16 protein-coding genes and 1 tRNA gene are annotated in these 17,508 nt (G+C 47.5%); 14 read left to right on the top strand and 3 right to left on the bottom strand.

Translation table 11 applies throughout. From position 1 onward, the window contains the following. The first annotated feature begins 71 nt into the window (after nucleotides 1-71). The 3 genes from rdgB to AC07N2_RS11790 all read left to right on the top strand — a co-directional run bounded on the left by rdgB (nucleotide 72) and on the right by AC07N2_RS11790 (nucleotide 2,137). The gene (gene rdgB / locus AC07N2_RS11780) at nucleotides 72-656 is read left to right on the top strand and encodes an RdgB/HAM1 family non-canonical purine NTP pyrophosphatase (RefSeq protein WP_494778434.1); all 585 of its coding nucleotides are present in this window, start codon (nucleotides 72-74) and stop codon (nucleotides 654-656) included. Then, nucleotides 653-1,897, top strand: a complete 1,245-nt coding sequence (gene hemW / locus AC07N2_RS11785) for a radical SAM family heme chaperone HemW (RefSeq protein WP_494778435.1) — start codon at nucleotides 653-655, stop codon at nucleotides 1,895-1,897. The genes rdgB and hemW overlap by 4 nt, the downstream gene beginning before the upstream one ends. Before the next feature lie 150 nt (nucleotides 1,898-2,047). Then, a tRNA-Ser gene (locus tag AC07N2_RS11790) sits at nucleotides 2,048-2,137 on the top strand. A 209-nt stretch (nucleotides 2,138-2,346) separates the two neighbouring features. Here AC07N2_RS11790 and AC07N2_RS11795 read toward each other — a convergent pair. From AC07N2_RS11795 to AC07N2_RS11805, 3 genes are read right to left on the bottom strand one after another with little or no spacing between them, the layout of a single operon-like run. Continuing rightward, complete coding sequence (locus tag AC07N2_RS11795; RefSeq protein WP_494778436.1) at nucleotides 2,347-3,690, bottom strand: TniQ family protein; 1,344 nt, start codon at nucleotides 3,688-3,690, stop codon at nucleotides 2,347-2,349. Further along, on the bottom strand, nucleotides 3,687-4,742 hold the full coding sequence (locus AC07N2_RS11800; RefSeq protein WP_494778437.1) for a TniB family NTP-binding protein: 1,056 nt from the start codon (nucleotides 4,740-4,742) through the stop codon (nucleotides 3,687-3,689). Before AC07N2_RS11800 ends, AC07N2_RS11795 begins: the two co-directional genes overlap by 4 nt. Nucleotides 4,743-4,751: 9 nt before the next feature. Next, nucleotides 4,752-7,454 carry a TnsB C-terminal domain-containing protein gene (locus tag AC07N2_RS11805; protein ID WP_494778438.1) on the bottom strand — a complete coding sequence of 901 codons (2,703 nt, stop codon included), beginning with the start codon at nucleotides 7,452-7,454 and terminating at the stop codon, nucleotides 4,752-4,754. Nucleotides 7,455-7,531: 77 nt separating this feature from the next. Between AC07N2_RS11805 and AC07N2_RS11810 the strand changes: the two genes are divergently transcribed. The 11 genes from AC07N2_RS11810 (at nucleotide 7,532) to AC07N2_RS11860 (ending at nucleotide 17,332) form a co-directional block, all read left to right on the top strand. Further along, nucleotides 7,532-7,837 (top strand): DUF6471 domain-containing protein, encoded by a 306-nt coding sequence (locus AC07N2_RS11810; RefSeq protein WP_494778439.1) that lies wholly within the window; start codon nucleotides 7,532-7,534, stop codon nucleotides 7,835-7,837. Nucleotides 7,838-8,295: 458 nt separating this feature from the next. Further along, nucleotides 8,296-8,580 (top strand): His-Xaa-Ser repeat protein HxsA2, encoded by a 285-nt coding sequence (gene hxsA2 / locus AC07N2_RS11815; RefSeq protein WP_494778440.1) that lies wholly within the window; start codon nucleotides 8,296-8,298, stop codon nucleotides 8,578-8,580. Nucleotides 8,581-8,693: 113 nt separating this feature from the next. Next, nucleotides 8,694-9,029: a His-Xaa-Ser system protein HxsD gene (gene hxsD / locus AC07N2_RS11820; RefSeq protein ID WP_494778441.1), complete on the top strand. Its 336-nt coding sequence runs from the start codon at nucleotides 8,694-8,696 to the stop codon at nucleotides 9,027-9,029. 8 nt (nucleotides 9,030-9,037) lie between these two features. After that, the gene (gene hxsB / locus AC07N2_RS11825; RefSeq protein WP_494778442.1) at nucleotides 9,038-10,513 is read left to right on the top strand and encodes a His-Xaa-Ser system radical SAM maturase HxsB; all 1,476 of its coding nucleotides are present in this window, start codon (nucleotides 9,038-9,040) and stop codon (nucleotides 10,511-10,513) included. After that, the gene (hxsC, locus tag AC07N2_RS11830) at nucleotides 10,507-11,730 is read left to right on the top strand and encodes a His-Xaa-Ser system radical SAM maturase HxsC (RefSeq protein WP_494778443.1); all 1,224 of its coding nucleotides are present in this window, start codon (nucleotides 10,507-10,509) and stop codon (nucleotides 11,728-11,730) included. Before hxsB ends, hxsC begins: the two co-directional genes overlap by 7 nt. Nucleotides 11,731-12,097: 367 nt before the next feature. Continuing rightward, entirely contained in the window at nucleotides 12,098-12,394 is a 297-nt protein-coding gene (locus AC07N2_RS11835) for a hypothetical protein (RefSeq protein ID WP_494778444.1), read from the top strand. Nucleotides 12,395-12,500: 106 nt separating this feature from the next. Beyond that, on the top strand, nucleotides 12,501-13,808 hold the full coding sequence (locus AC07N2_RS11840) for a PDDEXK-like family protein (protein ID WP_494778445.1): 1,308 nt from the start codon (nucleotides 12,501-12,503) through the stop codon (nucleotides 13,806-13,808). A 21-nt stretch (nucleotides 13,809-13,829) separates the two neighbouring features. After that, nucleotides 13,830-13,979, top strand: a complete 150-nt coding sequence (locus AC07N2_RS11845; protein ID WP_494778446.1) for a hypothetical protein — start codon at nucleotides 13,830-13,832, stop codon at nucleotides 13,977-13,979. Between the two features lie 128 nt (nucleotides 13,980-14,107). Beyond that, the gene (locus tag AC07N2_RS11850; protein ID WP_494778447.1) at nucleotides 14,108-15,079 is read left to right on the top strand and encodes a hypothetical protein; all 972 of its coding nucleotides are present in this window, start codon (nucleotides 14,108-14,110) and stop codon (nucleotides 15,077-15,079) included. Between the two features lie 199 nt (nucleotides 15,080-15,278). Further along, the gene (locus tag AC07N2_RS11855) at nucleotides 15,279-16,607 is read left to right on the top strand and encodes an AAA family ATPase (RefSeq protein ID WP_494778448.1); all 1,329 of its coding nucleotides are present in this window, start codon (nucleotides 15,279-15,281) and stop codon (nucleotides 16,605-16,607) included. Further along, complete coding sequence (locus AC07N2_RS11860; protein WP_494778449.1) at nucleotides 16,607-17,332, top strand: HNH endonuclease; 726 nt, start codon at nucleotides 16,607-16,609, stop codon at nucleotides 17,330-17,332. Before AC07N2_RS11855 ends, AC07N2_RS11860 begins: the two co-directional genes overlap by 1 nt. Nucleotides 17,333-17,508 lie beyond the last annotated feature (176 nt).

A 17,508-nucleotide genomic window follows, 5' to 3' on the forward strand; every position in this document is an offset into this window, starting at 1 on the left:
CTGTGCATTACATCGAATAACCCGGCTGTTTTTGAGGCCGGGTTTTTTATCGTTTTTATTTTCGGATCATCATGTCGCGTACCCTTATCCTCGCCTCCAACAATGCCGGTAAATTGAAAGAATTCAGTGCCTTGCTGTCGTCCATCAATTTCGATGTACATGCACAGGGCGAATTCAACGTACCTGAAGCGGAAGAGCCGCACGTTACCTTTTTTGAAAACGCGATCGCCAAAGCGCGCCACGCTGCACGCCTGACTGGCAAGCCGGCACTGGCCGACGATTCAGGTGTATGCGTCAACGCCTTGGGCGGTGCACCCGGTGTGTACTCGGCACGTTATGCTGGTGAACCGAAGTCCGATCAACGCAATAATGAAAAACTGATCGCCGACTTGGCGGCGCATGCGGATAAATCCGCTTACTACTATTGCGTGCTGGTCTTCGTACGTCATGCCGATGATCCGCAGCCGGTAATTGCCGAAGGTCGCTGGAACGGTGAAATGCTGGCAGAGCCGCGTGGGCAGGGTGGATTTGGCTACGACCCTTACTTCTGGTTGCCGGAACAAGGCAAAACCGCGGCTGAACTGACTGCCGAAGAGAAGAACCGTCTGTCGCATCGCGGCCAGGCCTTGCGTGCGCTGATAGAAAAATTGCGATGATCCCGATTAAACCGATCAGCAATGACATCGCTGCTGCACTCAATCATTCAGATCCGGCGCGTGTCGCCACGGCTTATCTGAAGCCGGGAGCATTGAGTCTGACCGCATTGCCGCCGCTGTCGCTGTATGTGCATTTCCCATGGTGCGTGAAGAAGTGTCCTTACTGTGATTTCAACTCACATGAAGCGACGGGTGGTTTCCCGGAAGAGGAATACTTGTCTGCCTTGCGTGCCGACCTGGAAATGGCTTTGCCGCTGATCTGGGGCCGCAAGATTTATACGATCTTTATCGGTGGCGGTACGCCCAGTCTGCTGTCTGCTGCAGGCTTGGATCGTTTGCTGTCCGACATTCGTACCTTGCTGCCGCTGGATGGCGCAGTCGAGATTACGATGGAAGCCAACCCGGGTACTTTCGAAGCAGAGAAATTCAAGTCTTATCGTGCGAGTGGTATTAATCGCCTGTCGATAGGCATACAGAGTTTCAATTCCCGTCATCTGGATGCGTTGGGGCGTATACATAACGGTGACGAAGCACAGCGCGCAGTAGATATCGCCGCCAGCAACTTTGATAACTTCAATCTCGATTTGATGTACGCGCTGCCATCGCAAACGCTGGAAGAAGCACGACAGGATGTGCAGACGGCAATTGCCTACGCACCGCCACATTTGTCACTGTATCACCTGACGATGGAACCGAACACTGTCTTCGCGAAATATCCGCCTGTCGTGCCGGACGACGATGCCAGTGCTGATATGCAGGATATGATAGAACAGGAAACTGGTGCCGCCGGTTATCAGCATTACGAAGTATCTGCCTACGCTCAGCCAAAGCGACAGGCGCGCCACAATCTTAATTACTGGGAGTTTGGTGATTACCTCGGCATAGGTGCCGGCGCGCACACCAAATTATCTTTTCCGCATCGTGTGATTCGACAGGCGCGCTACAAACAGCCTAAGAGTTATATGGAGCACATGAGATTAGGCAATCCGATTCAGGAAGAGAATGAAATCACGCGCAATGAGATGGGGTTTGAGTTCATGCTCAACGCGATGCGTTTGGTTGATGGTGTAGACGTCAATCGGTTTGCTGAGCGCACAGGCATGCCATTGAATGCTGTCGAGCAGGCGCTGAATGAAGCAGAAGCCAAGGGTTTGTTATACCGCGACCATAAAACGATCAAGCCGACCGTGCTGGGTCAGCGCTTCTTGAATGATTTGCAGCAATTATTTTTAATCGACTAAGAATTTATTGTCAGGTATTCGGCAATTTAGTCTGAGTTAGGTATAATGCGACCTCTTGGAAGTTGATGGGCTCCATCGCCGATAGATTGCACGCTCGTGCAATCAGCTAGTAAATCGGATAAATGGTGTTCATTCGTCAATATCCGAAATGGAAGTGTGGCCGAGTGGTTGAAGGCACCAGTCTTGAAAACTGGCGACGGTTTATCCCGTTCGTGAGTTCGAATCTCACCGCTTCCGCCAATTGCCTTCAAAGCTAAGGCTGGCGCGGAAATGTGCCGTTAAGCATAAAGTGGCCAAGTGGACAGCTTATGCTTAATTCCACGATAGGCCACATTTTGCTTTATTCAAAAAACGTGCTACCTGCGCGCGACATTTTGCTCAATCAAAAGCTGTAAGCGTAAAAAAACCGACCACAAGGATTGGGTCGGTTATGTTCGCGTAGAGAATAGTTAGACTATTAATTCGCTCTTCGTGATGGGCTCTGATTGTTGGAGATGTTCTTGAACCTCCTTCAGAACATTCAACAGATTAGGCACTGGAGATAAAACTTCTTCAGGTACCCGTTTCACGATTTCTCGTCGAGTAACGGTTTTTCCTTCTGCCCAGATATCAAGACAAGCCTGTTCAAGATAGGGCCACACCTCAACCACTTTCGCTTCCTGCTTTCTTTTTAAGTAGTCTTTCCAACGCTCGCCCACTTGGCGCGTAGTTTTGTTTGCGCGTAAGTACAGCTGTCTCGCCTCCACGTCCAACCGTCGCGCAGCCTCCAGCACGCTGATTGGTGTTGGCAGTAACAAGAATGCTGCAAGTTTTTCTTCCATACTGGCCCAGTCAATCGTACGTGGTGCATCACGTGGCTTTGGGTTTGCTTGAGCAAGTTCAAATGCCAACTGTTCACGCAGTGTGGGTGGCTGCCATTGTGAGAGCTCACCTGTGAGCAAATTCTTTAGGCTTACGCCATAATGCGCGGCTATTTTTAAACTAATTCCTAGGCTAGGGGTGCCACTCTCTTTGAGCCAGTGGTGAACAGTGCTTTTTGCAATGCCAATACGTCGTGTAAATGGTGCACTCTGCCCACCATGCACCTCACCGACAATTCGCGTAATTGCGCCGATAGATTGATTTCGATTTGGCCGAACTACCAAGTCAGCATGCGATGCCAACAACTCGCCTATTTGGCGTGCCTTCCATAGTGAGCCAGGCTCTATTGCTTCTGAATTTTCAGATTTCGCTTTATCTCCTAAAAATCCCCCGCAGCTCGTACACCATCCTGGTACTACAGCAGCTGCAGCATGGCGGATATTATTTTTTCCACAGCTCGGGCAATGGCAGCTCAAAAGTTGGCGATGTACGGGACAACAAGTAACTTCTGTCGACTCCCATGCTAATCGGAAATATGGGTGGCGACCGCAAGCGACATCCTCAGCAAAGCAATGACTGCAAAACTGTCCACGTTTGAAGATGGACAGGCCGTTCTGAGAGATGACTTCACGCCATGGCAGGAAGGTCAAATTGTCCAAATTTTGCACGGACGTTAGTGCTGACAACGCTGCCGACCAAGTGAGAGCAGATTCCCGGATTCCTGCTATTTGCCTCTCATGCCAATCAAAATTGGCGGCAACCGTATGTCCAAAATGTTGCGCTATCGTTCGTGACAGTATCAATGTCGAGACACTGTGCGATACCGCTAATCGACAAAAGTAACTCAACAGACTTTCGACATCCGATGTGCCCACACCGTACGGGGTCAGTGCATGCAAGGTTGAGCGTGGGTTGATGAGTGGGCGATTCATGCGACGCTCCTAGCTTGACGACCAACCGGTCTGTTCTGGGGACGCGGCATCGTTCTCGTCAGTCCTGGGTTGATAGCAGATTCACCATCGATAATTTCTTCGAGAATTTGTTTGCGCTGAGCTTCTGTAAGAAGAGCACGACGCAAGGCATCGACAGTCCATCGTTTATCTTGTTGGGCTAGCATTGCCGCGCGCGTGAGTACTGCACTCAACGTCCCGACGCACCCTAATGTGTTTTCAAGAAGAGCTGGAGTATGTTGTTCCAATTGCTGACCCCATAAATCAGGCAGTGCATCTTGGAATTTTTTGACACATGCTTGAAAAGCACGCAGGTCCTCATTGTTGTCTTGGCGATACCGTTCGAAGTGCAGTACGTGCGTACGTCTGGCAAGCTGTCCTGAAAGTGACACCAGTTGATAGAGGTCATATGAACCAACCAGAATCATCTGTGTGCCACATTCATTGGCCAAGGACTTCAATGTATCTAACTGTATTTCAAGGCGGTTACGGCGAGTCTGGCGAATAATATGCGCTGCTTCATCAATGACTAGAAAGCGCGTTCCTCTCGCTCGCAATCCGCGTTCGACGGCGGTCCGCAATGCAGCCAAGCTATTGCCGGAGGCACCCCGCGGGCGCACCATGCGGCCAGTACTGGCATCTATGCCATAGTCACTCTTAGGCATGCTGAGTTCACCTTCTAACTGATACAGAATGCGTTGATAGAAAAGGCGCCAAGAGAAGTCATTTTCCCCGGATGATGGTGCTTCAACGTAGACAGCGGGTATTAATCCCGCATCACTATCCATCTGCGCCGATGTGTTTGTCAGTGTTTGCTTGACCATTTGCCGTGCAAGAGTGCTTTTGCCGACGCCTGAGGGGCCACAAACGAGCAAAATACTATCTTGGCTTTCTGGGTAAATAAGGGTTTCTAATTCCGCCATAATTTGCTTAATGCGCGTATGTTTAATACACAAGCCATGTAGCTTCTCCGGCGAATTTGGTAAAGAAGATAACGACGAAGTCGACGGGGTAATGTTGTTTGAGTTGCTCATGAATAGGTCCTAAAAAGTATCAAAATCTGGAAGTGGGCCAGACGCCGGCGTCTCAGGTTGCGTCTGTGAAAATTGGTCAATCGATGACCTCGTGTCCGCAAGTGGCGCGGCCTCTGATATTTCCTCGGTGAGACTAATTTTGCTTAACGATGCAACTGGCGTAATAGCCCCTAGCTGCAGCGTGTTGTAGAGAGCTTTGTTCTCTTGTTGACGCTCGAACGCGTCTTGCATGGCACCTTCCGGTGTAAAGACCTGCATAAACTCGCGCAGTCTTTGCGACGAACGTTCATCGTTGGCCGAGATGCCATTTTTATTTGTGTATTCGGTGGCTAGAGCACGTCGCTCCATGTCTGTTAGCTGACCTAACCCAATTAAATTACGACAGATTGCGTGCACCCAGCGGTCTTTTAATCTGACGTAGACAGAAGAGGCATCCCAAGGGTCGTAACGAACCGGGAGTCTTTGAGCAGCAACGCGTGCATCACGAAACTCGGGACACCAGTACAACATGTCATTTACCTTCACTCCGCGTTGCCTGTTCACTAGCCGTACTCCTTCACGGTCGACTGGTGGGCAAGTCGCAATCAAGAAATCTTGATTGCATAAAATATGCTTGTGGCTACGAACGCCACTTTCACGCTGGCCTCGTAAAAATGCTTCTCGTGGAGTCTCGTCAAGTGCCGGGTGGCGCTCTTGTTCGTAGTATTCGGTGGCCCAATGTTCAATGCCGTAATACATGGCTTCTAACGTCCACTCTGCGAAATTAACGGGCATGTGTTTACCCGTGGTCATACGCACGTTTTTGGTCGCTTTGGTATTTCCTGCCAGATTGTGTATGTATTCGGTATGCGCGCGACCGAAGAGACGTTCAAGCACTGCGCCATGTCTTGGTCGGCCAGCGGGACGAAAGCGCAAATGCACGCCCATGACCTGCAAGAATGCTTCGAATGCAGTTGATTGGAAGTCTTTGCCGTTATCCACCACGATGAACTCAGGTAGGCGATGAAATCGCTGCACCATATCGCGTACAACCATCATGACGGAGTGGTACGAGGGCGGGTCGTAGGTGAGATAGAACGCGACAATGCGGCGCGACCAAGCATCAATCGCGAGCGATAGCCATGGCCTCCCCATTGGTTTGCCATTGCGACTGGAAATGAGCTCGATATCAAGTTGCGTATGGTCGATATGGACATACTGGAACGGACGGCTTCCGTGGACAGGTGTATCAACGTAGAGAACATCTACGAACTCGTTGAGTTGATAAGCCATCCGTTTGCCGTGACGTATACGTACGTCATGGTTTGTTTCCTCTGCTTTTATGCGAGCTATCAGCGTTGGGTAAGAGGGCGTGCTGATGCCCGCCATCTCGCAATAAACTCTGAGTTCGCGGAAACATGATTTATAGTTTTTAGCTTCGTGACTACGCCATTTTCCGTCGATGATTTTTCGTAAAGCGTCTTCCTGTGAGTCGCTCAAACGAGCACAGCGATTACCGCGTGCTTCAAGATTCGGGACTAAGGCAATGACCTCATTCCCTCCATTAGCCAGAGCAGCGTTTTGTTTAGCTAGCCATCGACGTTGGGTTCTGTCGCTTACCTGCGCTTGTTGACTTGAAGCGGATTGCAAAATTGCCTGACGCCGCAAAGCAACCTCAAGGCTCGCCTGTGAATGGCGCGTTAAATCCAGAGTGGTGGAATGTTGCGAATTGACCGGAGTAATGCGCTCCTGTAGAAGTGCGTCTGTGAGCCAATCTCGCGTGAGATTGATTGGGGGCCCATCTTTCCTAGAACACACTACCTCTTGTGCGCCAAGCATGGAAATGGTGAGTTCCTGTGATTCGTAATGAAATACAGAGCCAACTGCAATCTCCAGGACGAATTTATCTTGCCCCGGAACTACCCCTGCGCGGACTTCACTAGCCATGAAATCACGCAGGGTCGAATCGCGATAGAGTCGAGAGCGCCGTGGACTGGTTAAGGTTTCACGGTCAAGGTCAGCCACAACCTGGCCATCGGCGATGGCTTTAAACAGCGCGTCAGCAGAAAAGTCGAAGGGTTTTGCACATAAATCATGAATGTGAAGAGCCCCATGTTGCTGCAGAGCGGCGTGTAAGCGAGCAAGTTCGCTTTCCAAACACGGTTCAGCCCCCGGGTGAAAGTAATCAGCCAGGTGGAGCAAATTCTCGATGCGCTTGCGAGGGATGTCTTCGTCACTGCAGATACGGTATCGAATCCCCATGTTGGCAAGCTGCCGTTCGATTTGCGGGGATGACCAACGACCGTCGCTTCCCTTTACATAGCGATAGGGTTGTCTTTCTGCCAGCCGGGATAGTTTGAGAGTGCTTTTCCATTCCTCGAGCGCGAAGCCATCCTTCGTAATGACCAGATAATCAGGGAAATGATGGATTTTGTGAATCTCACCTGTAGAAGGGTCTGTAAGCTCCAATTTCAGTTCGCAAGGTTGAGCGTAGTACTCGAATACGGCCGGGTCATATTCTTTGTCTACTGCCGCAGCAAATTCAATATGCCGGCTTTCGGTGCGAATCTCCCTGCCCATTTTTCTGCTTGCTAGTAGCGTGATGACATTGCCGCCACGCGATTGCACGTCGCGCACAGGTGCATGCACACGCGCTTTGGATATGAGTTTCCGCCCGGCTCGCGGTGTGGCGAGGCGGTCGAATAATTCCACGAGTTGAGATTTTTCTAACATCAGCTATACGTCCAGAAAATTGGCCTGAGTGGAGGTATAGGAAAGCGACTTAGGCTAGAATCACGATTCGGTCGTATATGACCGATATGATATTTAAAAGGGTGCTGGTGAATAAAAAAGATAAAACATTGATAATTAAATTGCCGCAGTCCGTGGTTTGGGCTGAATGGGAGAACAATGCTAGGAATTGCCTGGTTGGTCGTATGAACGAGTGCAAGCTCACTTACAAGGAACTGTCCGGCCGATTGGAGGACTTGGGCATCTACGAAAGTCCAGACCGCTTGAACCGTAAGGTCAATCGCAAGCGATTTTCTGCTGCGTTTTATCTGGTGTGCTTGGAAGTGATGAAGGACGACGTCACTGCTGTGACGGAAGGGGAATAGCGGCCGCTGAACTGTGTGTTTGCCTGCTAGGCAATACTCAATATCCCATAGCAGGGGTAGCGAACTGTTGTGGCAATAAGTGCATTTACTCATCTCTTCACCATTTAGTACCCTCTCACTAAATGGCAAAGCTGCTTGCTGGCGTTGCTAGCAAGCGTAAAACAGACTATTTTTCTTACGTTAGGCTAATGCCTAGAAAAAGATTATTCCTATTTAAGATAAGTGGCAAGGCCAGTCTTAATTGCTCGTTACTATAGCTAAGCGAACGACTGGAATTAATTTTTAACTGATATCACCCGCGGCCACATTTTGTTGGTGGCGTTGGCCAAGAGTTCCATACAGTTTCAGCAGAGCTAACGTGAATTATTTGTTTCTATTTTTTAACATTTCTTGCTTTAAAAAATATAGCGTTTATATTCGTCCCAATAAATAAGTAAAACATCATCACAGGGGGATGCATGAAAGTATTTAAGTTTTTAATTCCAGTTGCGGCGGCGGCGGCAGCGCTGAGTGGGCAAGCACAAGCAACAGCTCATAGCACACAAGAAAATGCATCAGAAAAAACTTCTTTTATGCCGACGCCTTCCGTAGGCGATGCTATTGAAAGTTTTTATGTCAAAGACGGGGAACGTCATTCCTTGATGATGAAACCGTCTGCATTGGGTCAAATGCTCGCTTATCACGGCTCGCACTCATCGCATTCTTCTCATAGCAGTCATTACAGTCATCGCTCTGGCCGCTAATCTGGTTAATGTCCACGTAAACGCCCTGGAGAACCCGGGGCGTTTCCTTTTACGCGCCTGCTATTAATCTTAGTGCGCTATACCGTTACGTATTTTGATTTTCAGGAGTTCTCTTGATTGAATCACTTACATTGGAATTTGATTCCAATGCCTTCTCGCTTTCTGCCGTACAAAAGGCCTGTTATCGATTTACGGACGTAGCGTCTTTTGAGGTGCGGCTCGAAACGCAGGGCAACAAGTCTGCCATTTTGGTGGTTGTGACTACTCTTGGGTCTAAATCTGAAGTTGGGCTTGAGCACCTTAAGAAATTAATCCGGAATGAGGCCCTTGACCAACAATTGCGCGAACAGATTAGTGCGAAAACACAAGATGTACGAAACCTCATCTTAGCTCACGCCTTTTCCAAGACAGGACTCATCGCTCCTGACGGTGCACCACCGGCTGCTTGAGGTAAGTAATGAGTAAATTTCAGCCAATTGCATTCTTTGACCGACAGCCTGTAGACAAACCTGCGCAGTACGAACTTCTTCCTTTTCGCTTCACTGCTCTGGATGACGAGCGCTATGTCGCTACTAATCTAGCCGGCGAATACATGCTTCTTGAGCGTGAGCCACTGCAACAGCTAATCAAAGGTCAACTGAGAGTTGACGGTCCTGATTACACCGAACTTCGTTCACGGCACTTTCTATCCGATGAACATTCAAAAATGGCTCCAGACCTGCTGGCTATCAAGGTTCGCACAAGGCACGAGCGACTAGCGCAATGGACGGGTTTGCATATATTTGTATTAACCCTGCGATGTGAACACGCTTGTCCATACTGTCAGGTATCCCGACAGTCCGAAGATAAAGCCTCTTTTGACATGAGTCGAGAACAAGCAGATAAGGCAGTTGCGCTTGTGATGCAATCGCCTAATCCGGCAGTAAAAATAGAATTTCAAGGGGGAGAATCCTTCTTGAATTTCGAACTGATGAAGTACGTGGTGCTGGCGGCTAAAGAAGCTAATAACAAGCTCGTTTCGCCCAAACACTTGGCCTTCATTGCGGCCACGAACTTGGCTATCGTTACTGACGAAATGTTGGATTTCTGCGCTCTGCACGAGATTGGCATCTCGACTTCACTGGATGGCCCGCGCGAACTGCACAACAAGAATCGCCCTCGTCCAGGAGGCGACTCTTATGAGCGCACACTTTCAGGAATAGAGAAAGTACGACAAAGACTAGGTCGTAACGCGGTCAGTGCGTTGATGACGACTACACAATTGAGTCTGCCGCAGGTTCGAGAAATTATCGATGAGTACCTAGCATTGGAATTAAACGGCATCTTCTTAAGGCCGTTATCTCCTTACGGATTTGCTCTTAAAACAAAGTTCTACCGGGCTTACGACGCCGAGCGTTGGCTCCAGTTCTACGATGAAGGACTGGACTACATCATTGAGTTGAACAAGCAGGGTGTAGATTTCCGGGAGTATTACGCAAGTACCATTCTTACTAAGATGCTGACATGTCGTGACCCTGGTTATGTTGACCTTATGTCGCCGGCAGGAATAGGACTTGGTGCGGTGGTCTATAACTATGATGGCGCAGTCTATGCCAGTGACGAAGCGCGGATGCTGGCGGAAATGAAGGACATGACCTTTCAGCTTGGCACAGTAGATGACAGCTTCCAGACACTGTTTACTAATGAAACTTTCTTACAGGCGCTGGACGAAAGCTTTGCCTACTCGGTACCGATGTGCCATGACTGTGCCTTTGAACCATGGTGTGGTTCCGACCCAGTATTTCATTGGGGGCAACAGAAGGACTTCGTTGGTCGCAAACCTGATAGTGAGTTTTGCCAACGGAATATGCACATCTTCCGAGGACTTATTCGTCGCATGGATGAAGACCCGTTTGTACGGCGACTTTTTACAAGGTGGGCAAACACATGCTGAAGCTCCGCGGTAAAGTAGTGGCGCGTAATACAACTATGCATCAGCCTTGCTTGGTGAATCTGACGCGCAATCAAAACCTTCCAGCGCCTTTGCGCCGTAAAACTGCACTACTAATAAAAGGCTCCGATATTCAGGCATTGACTGCTGAGTCGGTTGCACGCCTATCTTCCTCAAAACCATTCGCGGCACTCATCTTATGTAGTGCAGATGAAGAGCTAAGCCGCATTGAGGCCCTGATTGCTGATGTCAAAGATGTGTTTCTGCTTCCGGCAGACTACGATTATCTGGAAGAAGGAGATATCCTTCGCCTTAATCCTACTGGTCAGAGTATTTCAGCACTGTTTCGAAAGAATGCGGCGAACAACTCTATCCTCCTGACAGAGCGCTGCAATCATCTTTGCTTGATGTGCAGTCAGCCGCCAAAAAGTGCAGACGACTCCTGGCTAATCGATGAAGCACTCGAGTTAGTGCAAATGATGCCCGTGGGTACACCTAATATTGGCTTTACTGGTGGTGAGCCAACTATCTACGGTGACCGGTTCATAGAGCTCGTGGAAACTACCAAGCTGAGTTTGCCAGGAACCGCTCTCGATGTGCTGACGAATGGCCGCTCCTTCAAGAACGAAGCATTTGCGGCTAAGCTTGGTCGAGTCGCACATCCAGACATGCAACTTGGCATCCCGCTTTACTCAGATGACCCTGTAAGGCACGACTATATTGTGCAATCGAAAGGCGCTTTTGACGAAACGCTTCAGGGCATTCTAAATCTTAAGCGTCATGGCGTTCGTGTTGAGATTCGCGTAGTCGTGCACCAGCAAACACTTCCACGGTTGGTGCAGACATGTGAATTTATTGCTAGAAATTTGCTATTTGTTGACCATGTGGCTTTGATGGGACTTGAGATTACTGGTTATACCAGAGCAAATCTGGATATTTTATGGGCTGACCCACACGCGTATCGCGATACTTTGTCGGAAGCAGTCGAAGTATTGCGTAGCCATGGCATGCATTGCTCTGTCTATAACCATCAACTGTGTCTGGTCAATCAAGATGTCGAGGGTGTCTACCGCAAATCCATCTCTGACTGGAAAAACGAATATCTACCGCAATGCAACGGATGCGCTAAAAAATCGGAATGCGGAGGATTTTTTTCTACTCAGGTGATGTACCGACACAGCGAACACATTAAACCATTTTTGACGGGAATTTCTTGCTAACGGTCCCGGTATTTCTTAATCAATAGTCCTACGGATATAGAGGCTCAATATTCATGAATGCAGTTAACGAACAAAGACATTTATAAAATTTAAAGGATAAAAATATGAGATTGTTCGGGGGCAAGTTGCCAGTACTAGGGAGCGGGCTGAAAGATTCGTGCATCGACGCCAAAAATAAGGTGGTGGCCGTAGTAGAGAATGTGGAAGTCATACTTGCGTTGACAGAGCTAAGCTAGCTTTGCTGTCGGTGGTGAGGCTGAGCTCAGCCACCCGAGCAATAAGCCAAGATACGGTTTCAGACTCAGCCATCACGGGCAATGCCGTATGGAGCAGCTCTGCCCGCCAGCCATTCGTCTAGCCTCCTGGCATGTACTTTCTTTGTATCCAAGGAGAGCCAAAATTAAAAGATGCACGACGTGCGGACATTCTGGGGGAAATCAATAGATTTACCGCGCTGTGCGAGAAGTACTCATTGGACTTGGGCAAGGAAATTGCAAACATTAAAGCGAAAATGACGCTTGAATCAGTGCTGGTGAAACATCGTACAGAATTGACCGCCAAGGTAGGGAGTGGGCGCCATCAATTGGATTTCCGGGGCGCTAAGAGTACTGACGCGCTGGAACATACTACGACCGCTTTGCTGACTCATGACAAACCAACGTGACTTCTATTTGAGTATAAGAACAAAGAGTTGGTTGGTGTGGCTGAGTATCGCTAATAATTTTGACTACTTGAATGTACGTGGTCATCGATTTGATTGAAGGTTGAGGATGAATAAGCATCTTAAAGAAGAGTTGCAAGCATTTATGGCCGATTCCCGGCTGGGAAAACTTTGTGAATTTCAGCGAACGAGCGATGAGGTTTTTGACGTTATTCGCCTTATTGAAAATCAGCACTCCGATATTTTGGCTTGGTTGTTCGATGCAAAGGAAGGTCACGGCCAAGGCGATGAGATATTGCGAGATTTACTGACCTATGCGTCGTCCATAGCTCGTCAGGCGGACTGTGCTTTGGCGCAGAAAGGAGAGACTGCAAAGTTTTTCCGCGAATGGTCCTCGTCAAAGCTGCGGACCACCAGTTTGGGGGCTGCATTTTCGGCGCGTGAGTTAGGAGTAGAAGTTCGCGAACGAGTGGACCTTTTCGTTATCGACCCACAGAACAAGTTTGTACTTATCATCGAAAATAAATCCCGCGGGTCTCATACTGAGACGCAGCTGAGTAAGTATTGGAAGTCGTACGAAAAGTTGGTTCTTAATACCAAGGGCTTGGAAAAATACGACCGTGCCTACATTGCGTTAGATAGGGAGTTCGAGGCGGATGAAGATGCTGAATCGCCAAAAGGACGACCTCAGAATAATCGCTGGCTTCACATTAGTTACGATTGGTTGAAGGCATCGGCTGAACGAGCAAGGCGTCATGTCGAGCGTGGTAACGCCGCTGCAAATTTGGTCTTGAGCTACTGTAGTCGCCAGACAGATTGGGAGGACCAACGCAAAGAAGATTCCCTTCAACTGGCCGTCGAGCTGTATAACCATCATCCCACAGCAGTTAAATACTTGGTCGATACCTACGGCAAGCGGTCCGCCTTAGAGTGGTTCAACAGTCCGACGAAAGAAGATGAGTATTCGTTGTTCATGTTGCAGAACAAAGGCGTGGCTGAAATTCTCAAGGAGAGTTACGGGATTGTGGCGTTCAGGGCTAATGTGCTACGTAACGTGAAAGGTCTACCCGAACTCAATGTCCGAACTCGCCGAATTTCCTTGGCAATTTGTCCTCCAGGTTACGAGCGCTTCGCAAATGCGGAAGGGAAGTGGCCAGTTCTTTTCATCGTTCGGCCTACGGGTAACGAGGAGAAACCATATAAACTTATTCTTTGGTGGCGCAAACAGAATGCCACTTCCGAAGATACCGCGAATGCCTTGCGACATCATTTGACCAACGGCTATAAGAAGCTATCGCAACATCCAACAAGTTCACGGCGGAGATTGCTGCTCGCTGACGGATTAACGGAAGCCGAGTTGATGGTAGAGATTCAGAAGCAGTTGGGGGTCATCGGAAAACTTCGAGATACAACTTGAGGCATTTAGTTGCGTGCGACGTTGAACGTTTATCTAGCTATCGCCTCACTGATGCTGGTCTTGGAAGACATTCTTAATCCAGCTAATCAGGTCGTTGTAGCCTTAGTAATAGCCGTTGGTTTCATTTCGGTATATGAAGAAGGCGCGATTCCCCTCTCCGCCGGTGTGTGATTCACTCAAACATTGGATTTCCGACATGAAGGTTGCTATCGGCCAAAAACGGACATCGAATAAGCTAAAGAAAGCTTGTTGATGCGACGAACATAAGCAGAGAGACGACTAAAAAAGGAGAGTGTTTAATGCTTCAATCTTTTGCGTTCAAGAATCGACACGGACAGCATGGTGTCTTTCAAAAAGATGGAAATATTGTCCATTTATATTTGGAAAGCCATATCTATGAAATCTCTGAAAGATTAGAGTGGTCGCAGTGGGTGCAGCAGGTGGAAAACGGTTATAGCCAAGGCGACATAATTAATCCCACCGCATCCGCTATTAGTTTTTTCTTGCAGCCACATTGTGAAACCATCGACCATATTGTCACTGAACTGTCATTAGTAGAAAAGCCTGGGTATTATTTCCCACGAATTAATCGCGGCAATGTTAAGTTTAACTACGTAAATGATGCCTTTCATCTTGACCTAAGAGCATACCGAAATATACAAGTATCGTTGGATAACTTATTCGACGTCATAGAACCTGATTCGAAGAATTTTGGCAGCTACGGACACAAAATCCGTGAGCTCTTAATTCTTGCCTGTACTGAAGTAGAGTTTCTGCTTCTTAAGGCGCTAAGCGAAAATGGGTATCCCAAAAAAGATGTTTACTCAACTTCTGACTACGTGCATTGTTTTGACCTTTTTCGATTGAATCTACGTAAGGTTGAACTGATTCAGTATCCAGGAATTAAGACCTTCGCACCTTTCGCAGAATGGAATAAAAATAATCCAACAAAGAGTCTGTCTTGGTACCGTGCATATAATGCGGTTAAGCATAATCGGGGCGATAACATTGCAGAGGCAAATTTTGAACATGCCCTAGATGCCGTGGCAGCGCTACATATTCTTTTAGAAGCTCAATACGGACATAATGTATTCAAGCGAATGCATCAACGTTCAGAAGAACGAAGTTTATTCATTACAGTCGTGACTCCTTCATGGGCACCCGCTGAGATGTCTGTACCTATTTTTATGAACGGCAACGGTGATACAAGTTGGACTCCCCATGAATATTTTTCAGTGAGTCCTTTGCAGAGCTTACAACAAAATAAATAGTGATTACTGTGTTGAGTATCTACAGACCAATGGAGACTCGATTTTTCATCGAACTAAGGTGTTTAGGTCGATTGAAAGCAGTAAAAAAATATACAAATATGTGAAATTTGTAGCTGACTTGAATCATTCAAAGTAATTACGCAAGGGAAGTACACAAGTCCTCTAGTGCGATAAATAGATAATAGATTGAGGGTATGAAATGGCTTTTGTTCAGGCGCTGACATTTACAAGTTGGAACGGTGAGGAAAGAACCGTGAGTTTTATTGCGCCTGAGCAAGGAGAGCATGGCCGTGGTTATCAAACTACTGTAATTACAGGCCAGAACGGCTCTCACAAAAGTACCGTGCTAAAAGAGCTAGTTGCCGCTGTGACGTTGCCAAGTGAGGCGGGAGCAATAAAATTTTCAAATGGAAGCACACCACCGACTCACGTGATTTGTACTTCGGGTGCAGTCGCAGACAGATTCCCCATTCGAAGCAGAACTGCATTCGATGTTCCAAACTACACATATCTTGGGCAACGAGTTGGTGCAAATTTATTAAGTAAAAAACAGCCGTTGGAAACGTTGCTCGCCTTCGCACTGGATGAAGATAACGCTGAAAGATTTAACTGGGATTTTTATGAGGATGCCCATAAATATGCGGGAATTCTCCCCGAGGTTGAATATCAGCTTCAGAATAAACGGGGAAATGCTAAAGAACAATCCAGTGATATTTTGGGGCAAATTCAAGACATAGCAAGAGGGCGTGAACGCCCTCGAATCAAGCCCTATCCAAATTTATCGAAAGAGATGTGCAACTGGCTGCTTGAGAACTTTAGCTACGATGATTTCACTGACCTAGGTCTGCTCGTCACAACAAAGAAAAATAGAGTTCGAGTATTGTTAAATTCAGAGGGGGCACGCTGTGAATTGGTGAGTAATTCAGCAGTTCGCTTAGGACTGCTATCTGATTTTCTAAGTATTGCAGATGTCAAAGTAATGGCACGTAATTCGAGGGCAAAGTTCTCAGTGTTTGACCTCAGTTCTGGTGAATATCACATGTACTGCAGTCTACTTGGCTTAGGATTTGGTATGAAGGAATCCTCTATAGTTCTGATTGATGAGCCTGAAAACAGCCTTCATCCGCAATGGCAACAAGAGTTTATGGAAGCAGTTTTTAAAATAAGTGCCAAAGCCCTTAAATATGGTCATTTGATAGTCTGCACTCATTCTCCTTTAATTGTAGGAACAGCGCTGGAAGGCACGACTATTGTCGACCTAACCAACCAACATTCAACTGTAGAGTCTGCTTCATTTGGAGCCTCTAGCGATGAGGTTCTTCTTACGCAGTTTGGGGTCGGCTCCAGCCGTAATCGACTAGTTGTTGACACAGTGCAACGTGCGGTATCTCTTGTTGAGAGAGGCGATTTTGAGAGTGTAGAGTTTAAAAAAATGGAAAATGAACTCATCTCTATTAAGAATGCACTACGACCAGACGACCCATTGTCTGAAGTTATTGCTGCTCTATTGTATGAAGGGGATGCGTAATGAACATAGGATTTGAGAAAATCAATCCAACTCCCCAATACCCCGATGGATTCGGTGTTGCAAATTACTTAAGATATCAATGGGAAAGCAGAGCAAATATCGTATTGGAGTTCAAGCAATCCTTGAAGAAAGACCTGTGGACAGCGCAGGTGGGAAGATGCTGCTATTGCAGGCGTCAAATTATTGATGATATGGCGGCACATCTCGAACATTTCGTCGAAAAGTCTCGATATCGAAGGTTTACGTTCGAAATTAAAAATTTAGCTTTGTCTTGTGGACCTTGCAATACCTACAAGAATGGAAATGACTTGAAATTGGCAGGATTAATAAAGCAGAGAGCTAAAAGAACTGCAAAGAACTTTGTGCATAGATGCCCAACACTCGTTTCCGAAGTGACGGCTGGCTCAGCGCTTCCCAATGAACCAACGCATTATAGATGGGTGCATCCACACTTAGATATTTACTCGGAAAACATTCGGATTTCGAAAGGATGGATTTTCGAAGGGGCGACACGAAAAGGTATGCGTACTATTCGCGGTGTAAGGTTAAATGCGCTTGCAGCAGTTGAATATCGAGCCCTCGAGCATCGGATGCTTTCAAGGGGGGGAAGGCTCTCCCTACTTATTGGTGCGATTGCTGAATTAGAGGCCCATAAGGCAGTTGCGGTTGCGGCAGCGGTCGTCAAGGTCTTGCGACGTCGACGAGAAATATCGAAGAATACCTAGTAGGTATAAGTACGCTACGTTATCTAAAGAGAAGAAGCATCTATTTGATATAACTCTTCTGATAAAAATCCATATCTAAATCTAGCTTAATGTCTGCTTTGGGGCGAAAGCAGACGACCATTTTTAGCCAAAAGCTATTGGGTTATGTTTGTTTTTTTGATAGAAATTTTCAGGCT

The organism is Herminiimonas sp. GW821-FHT09C12, from assembly GCF_059416385.1.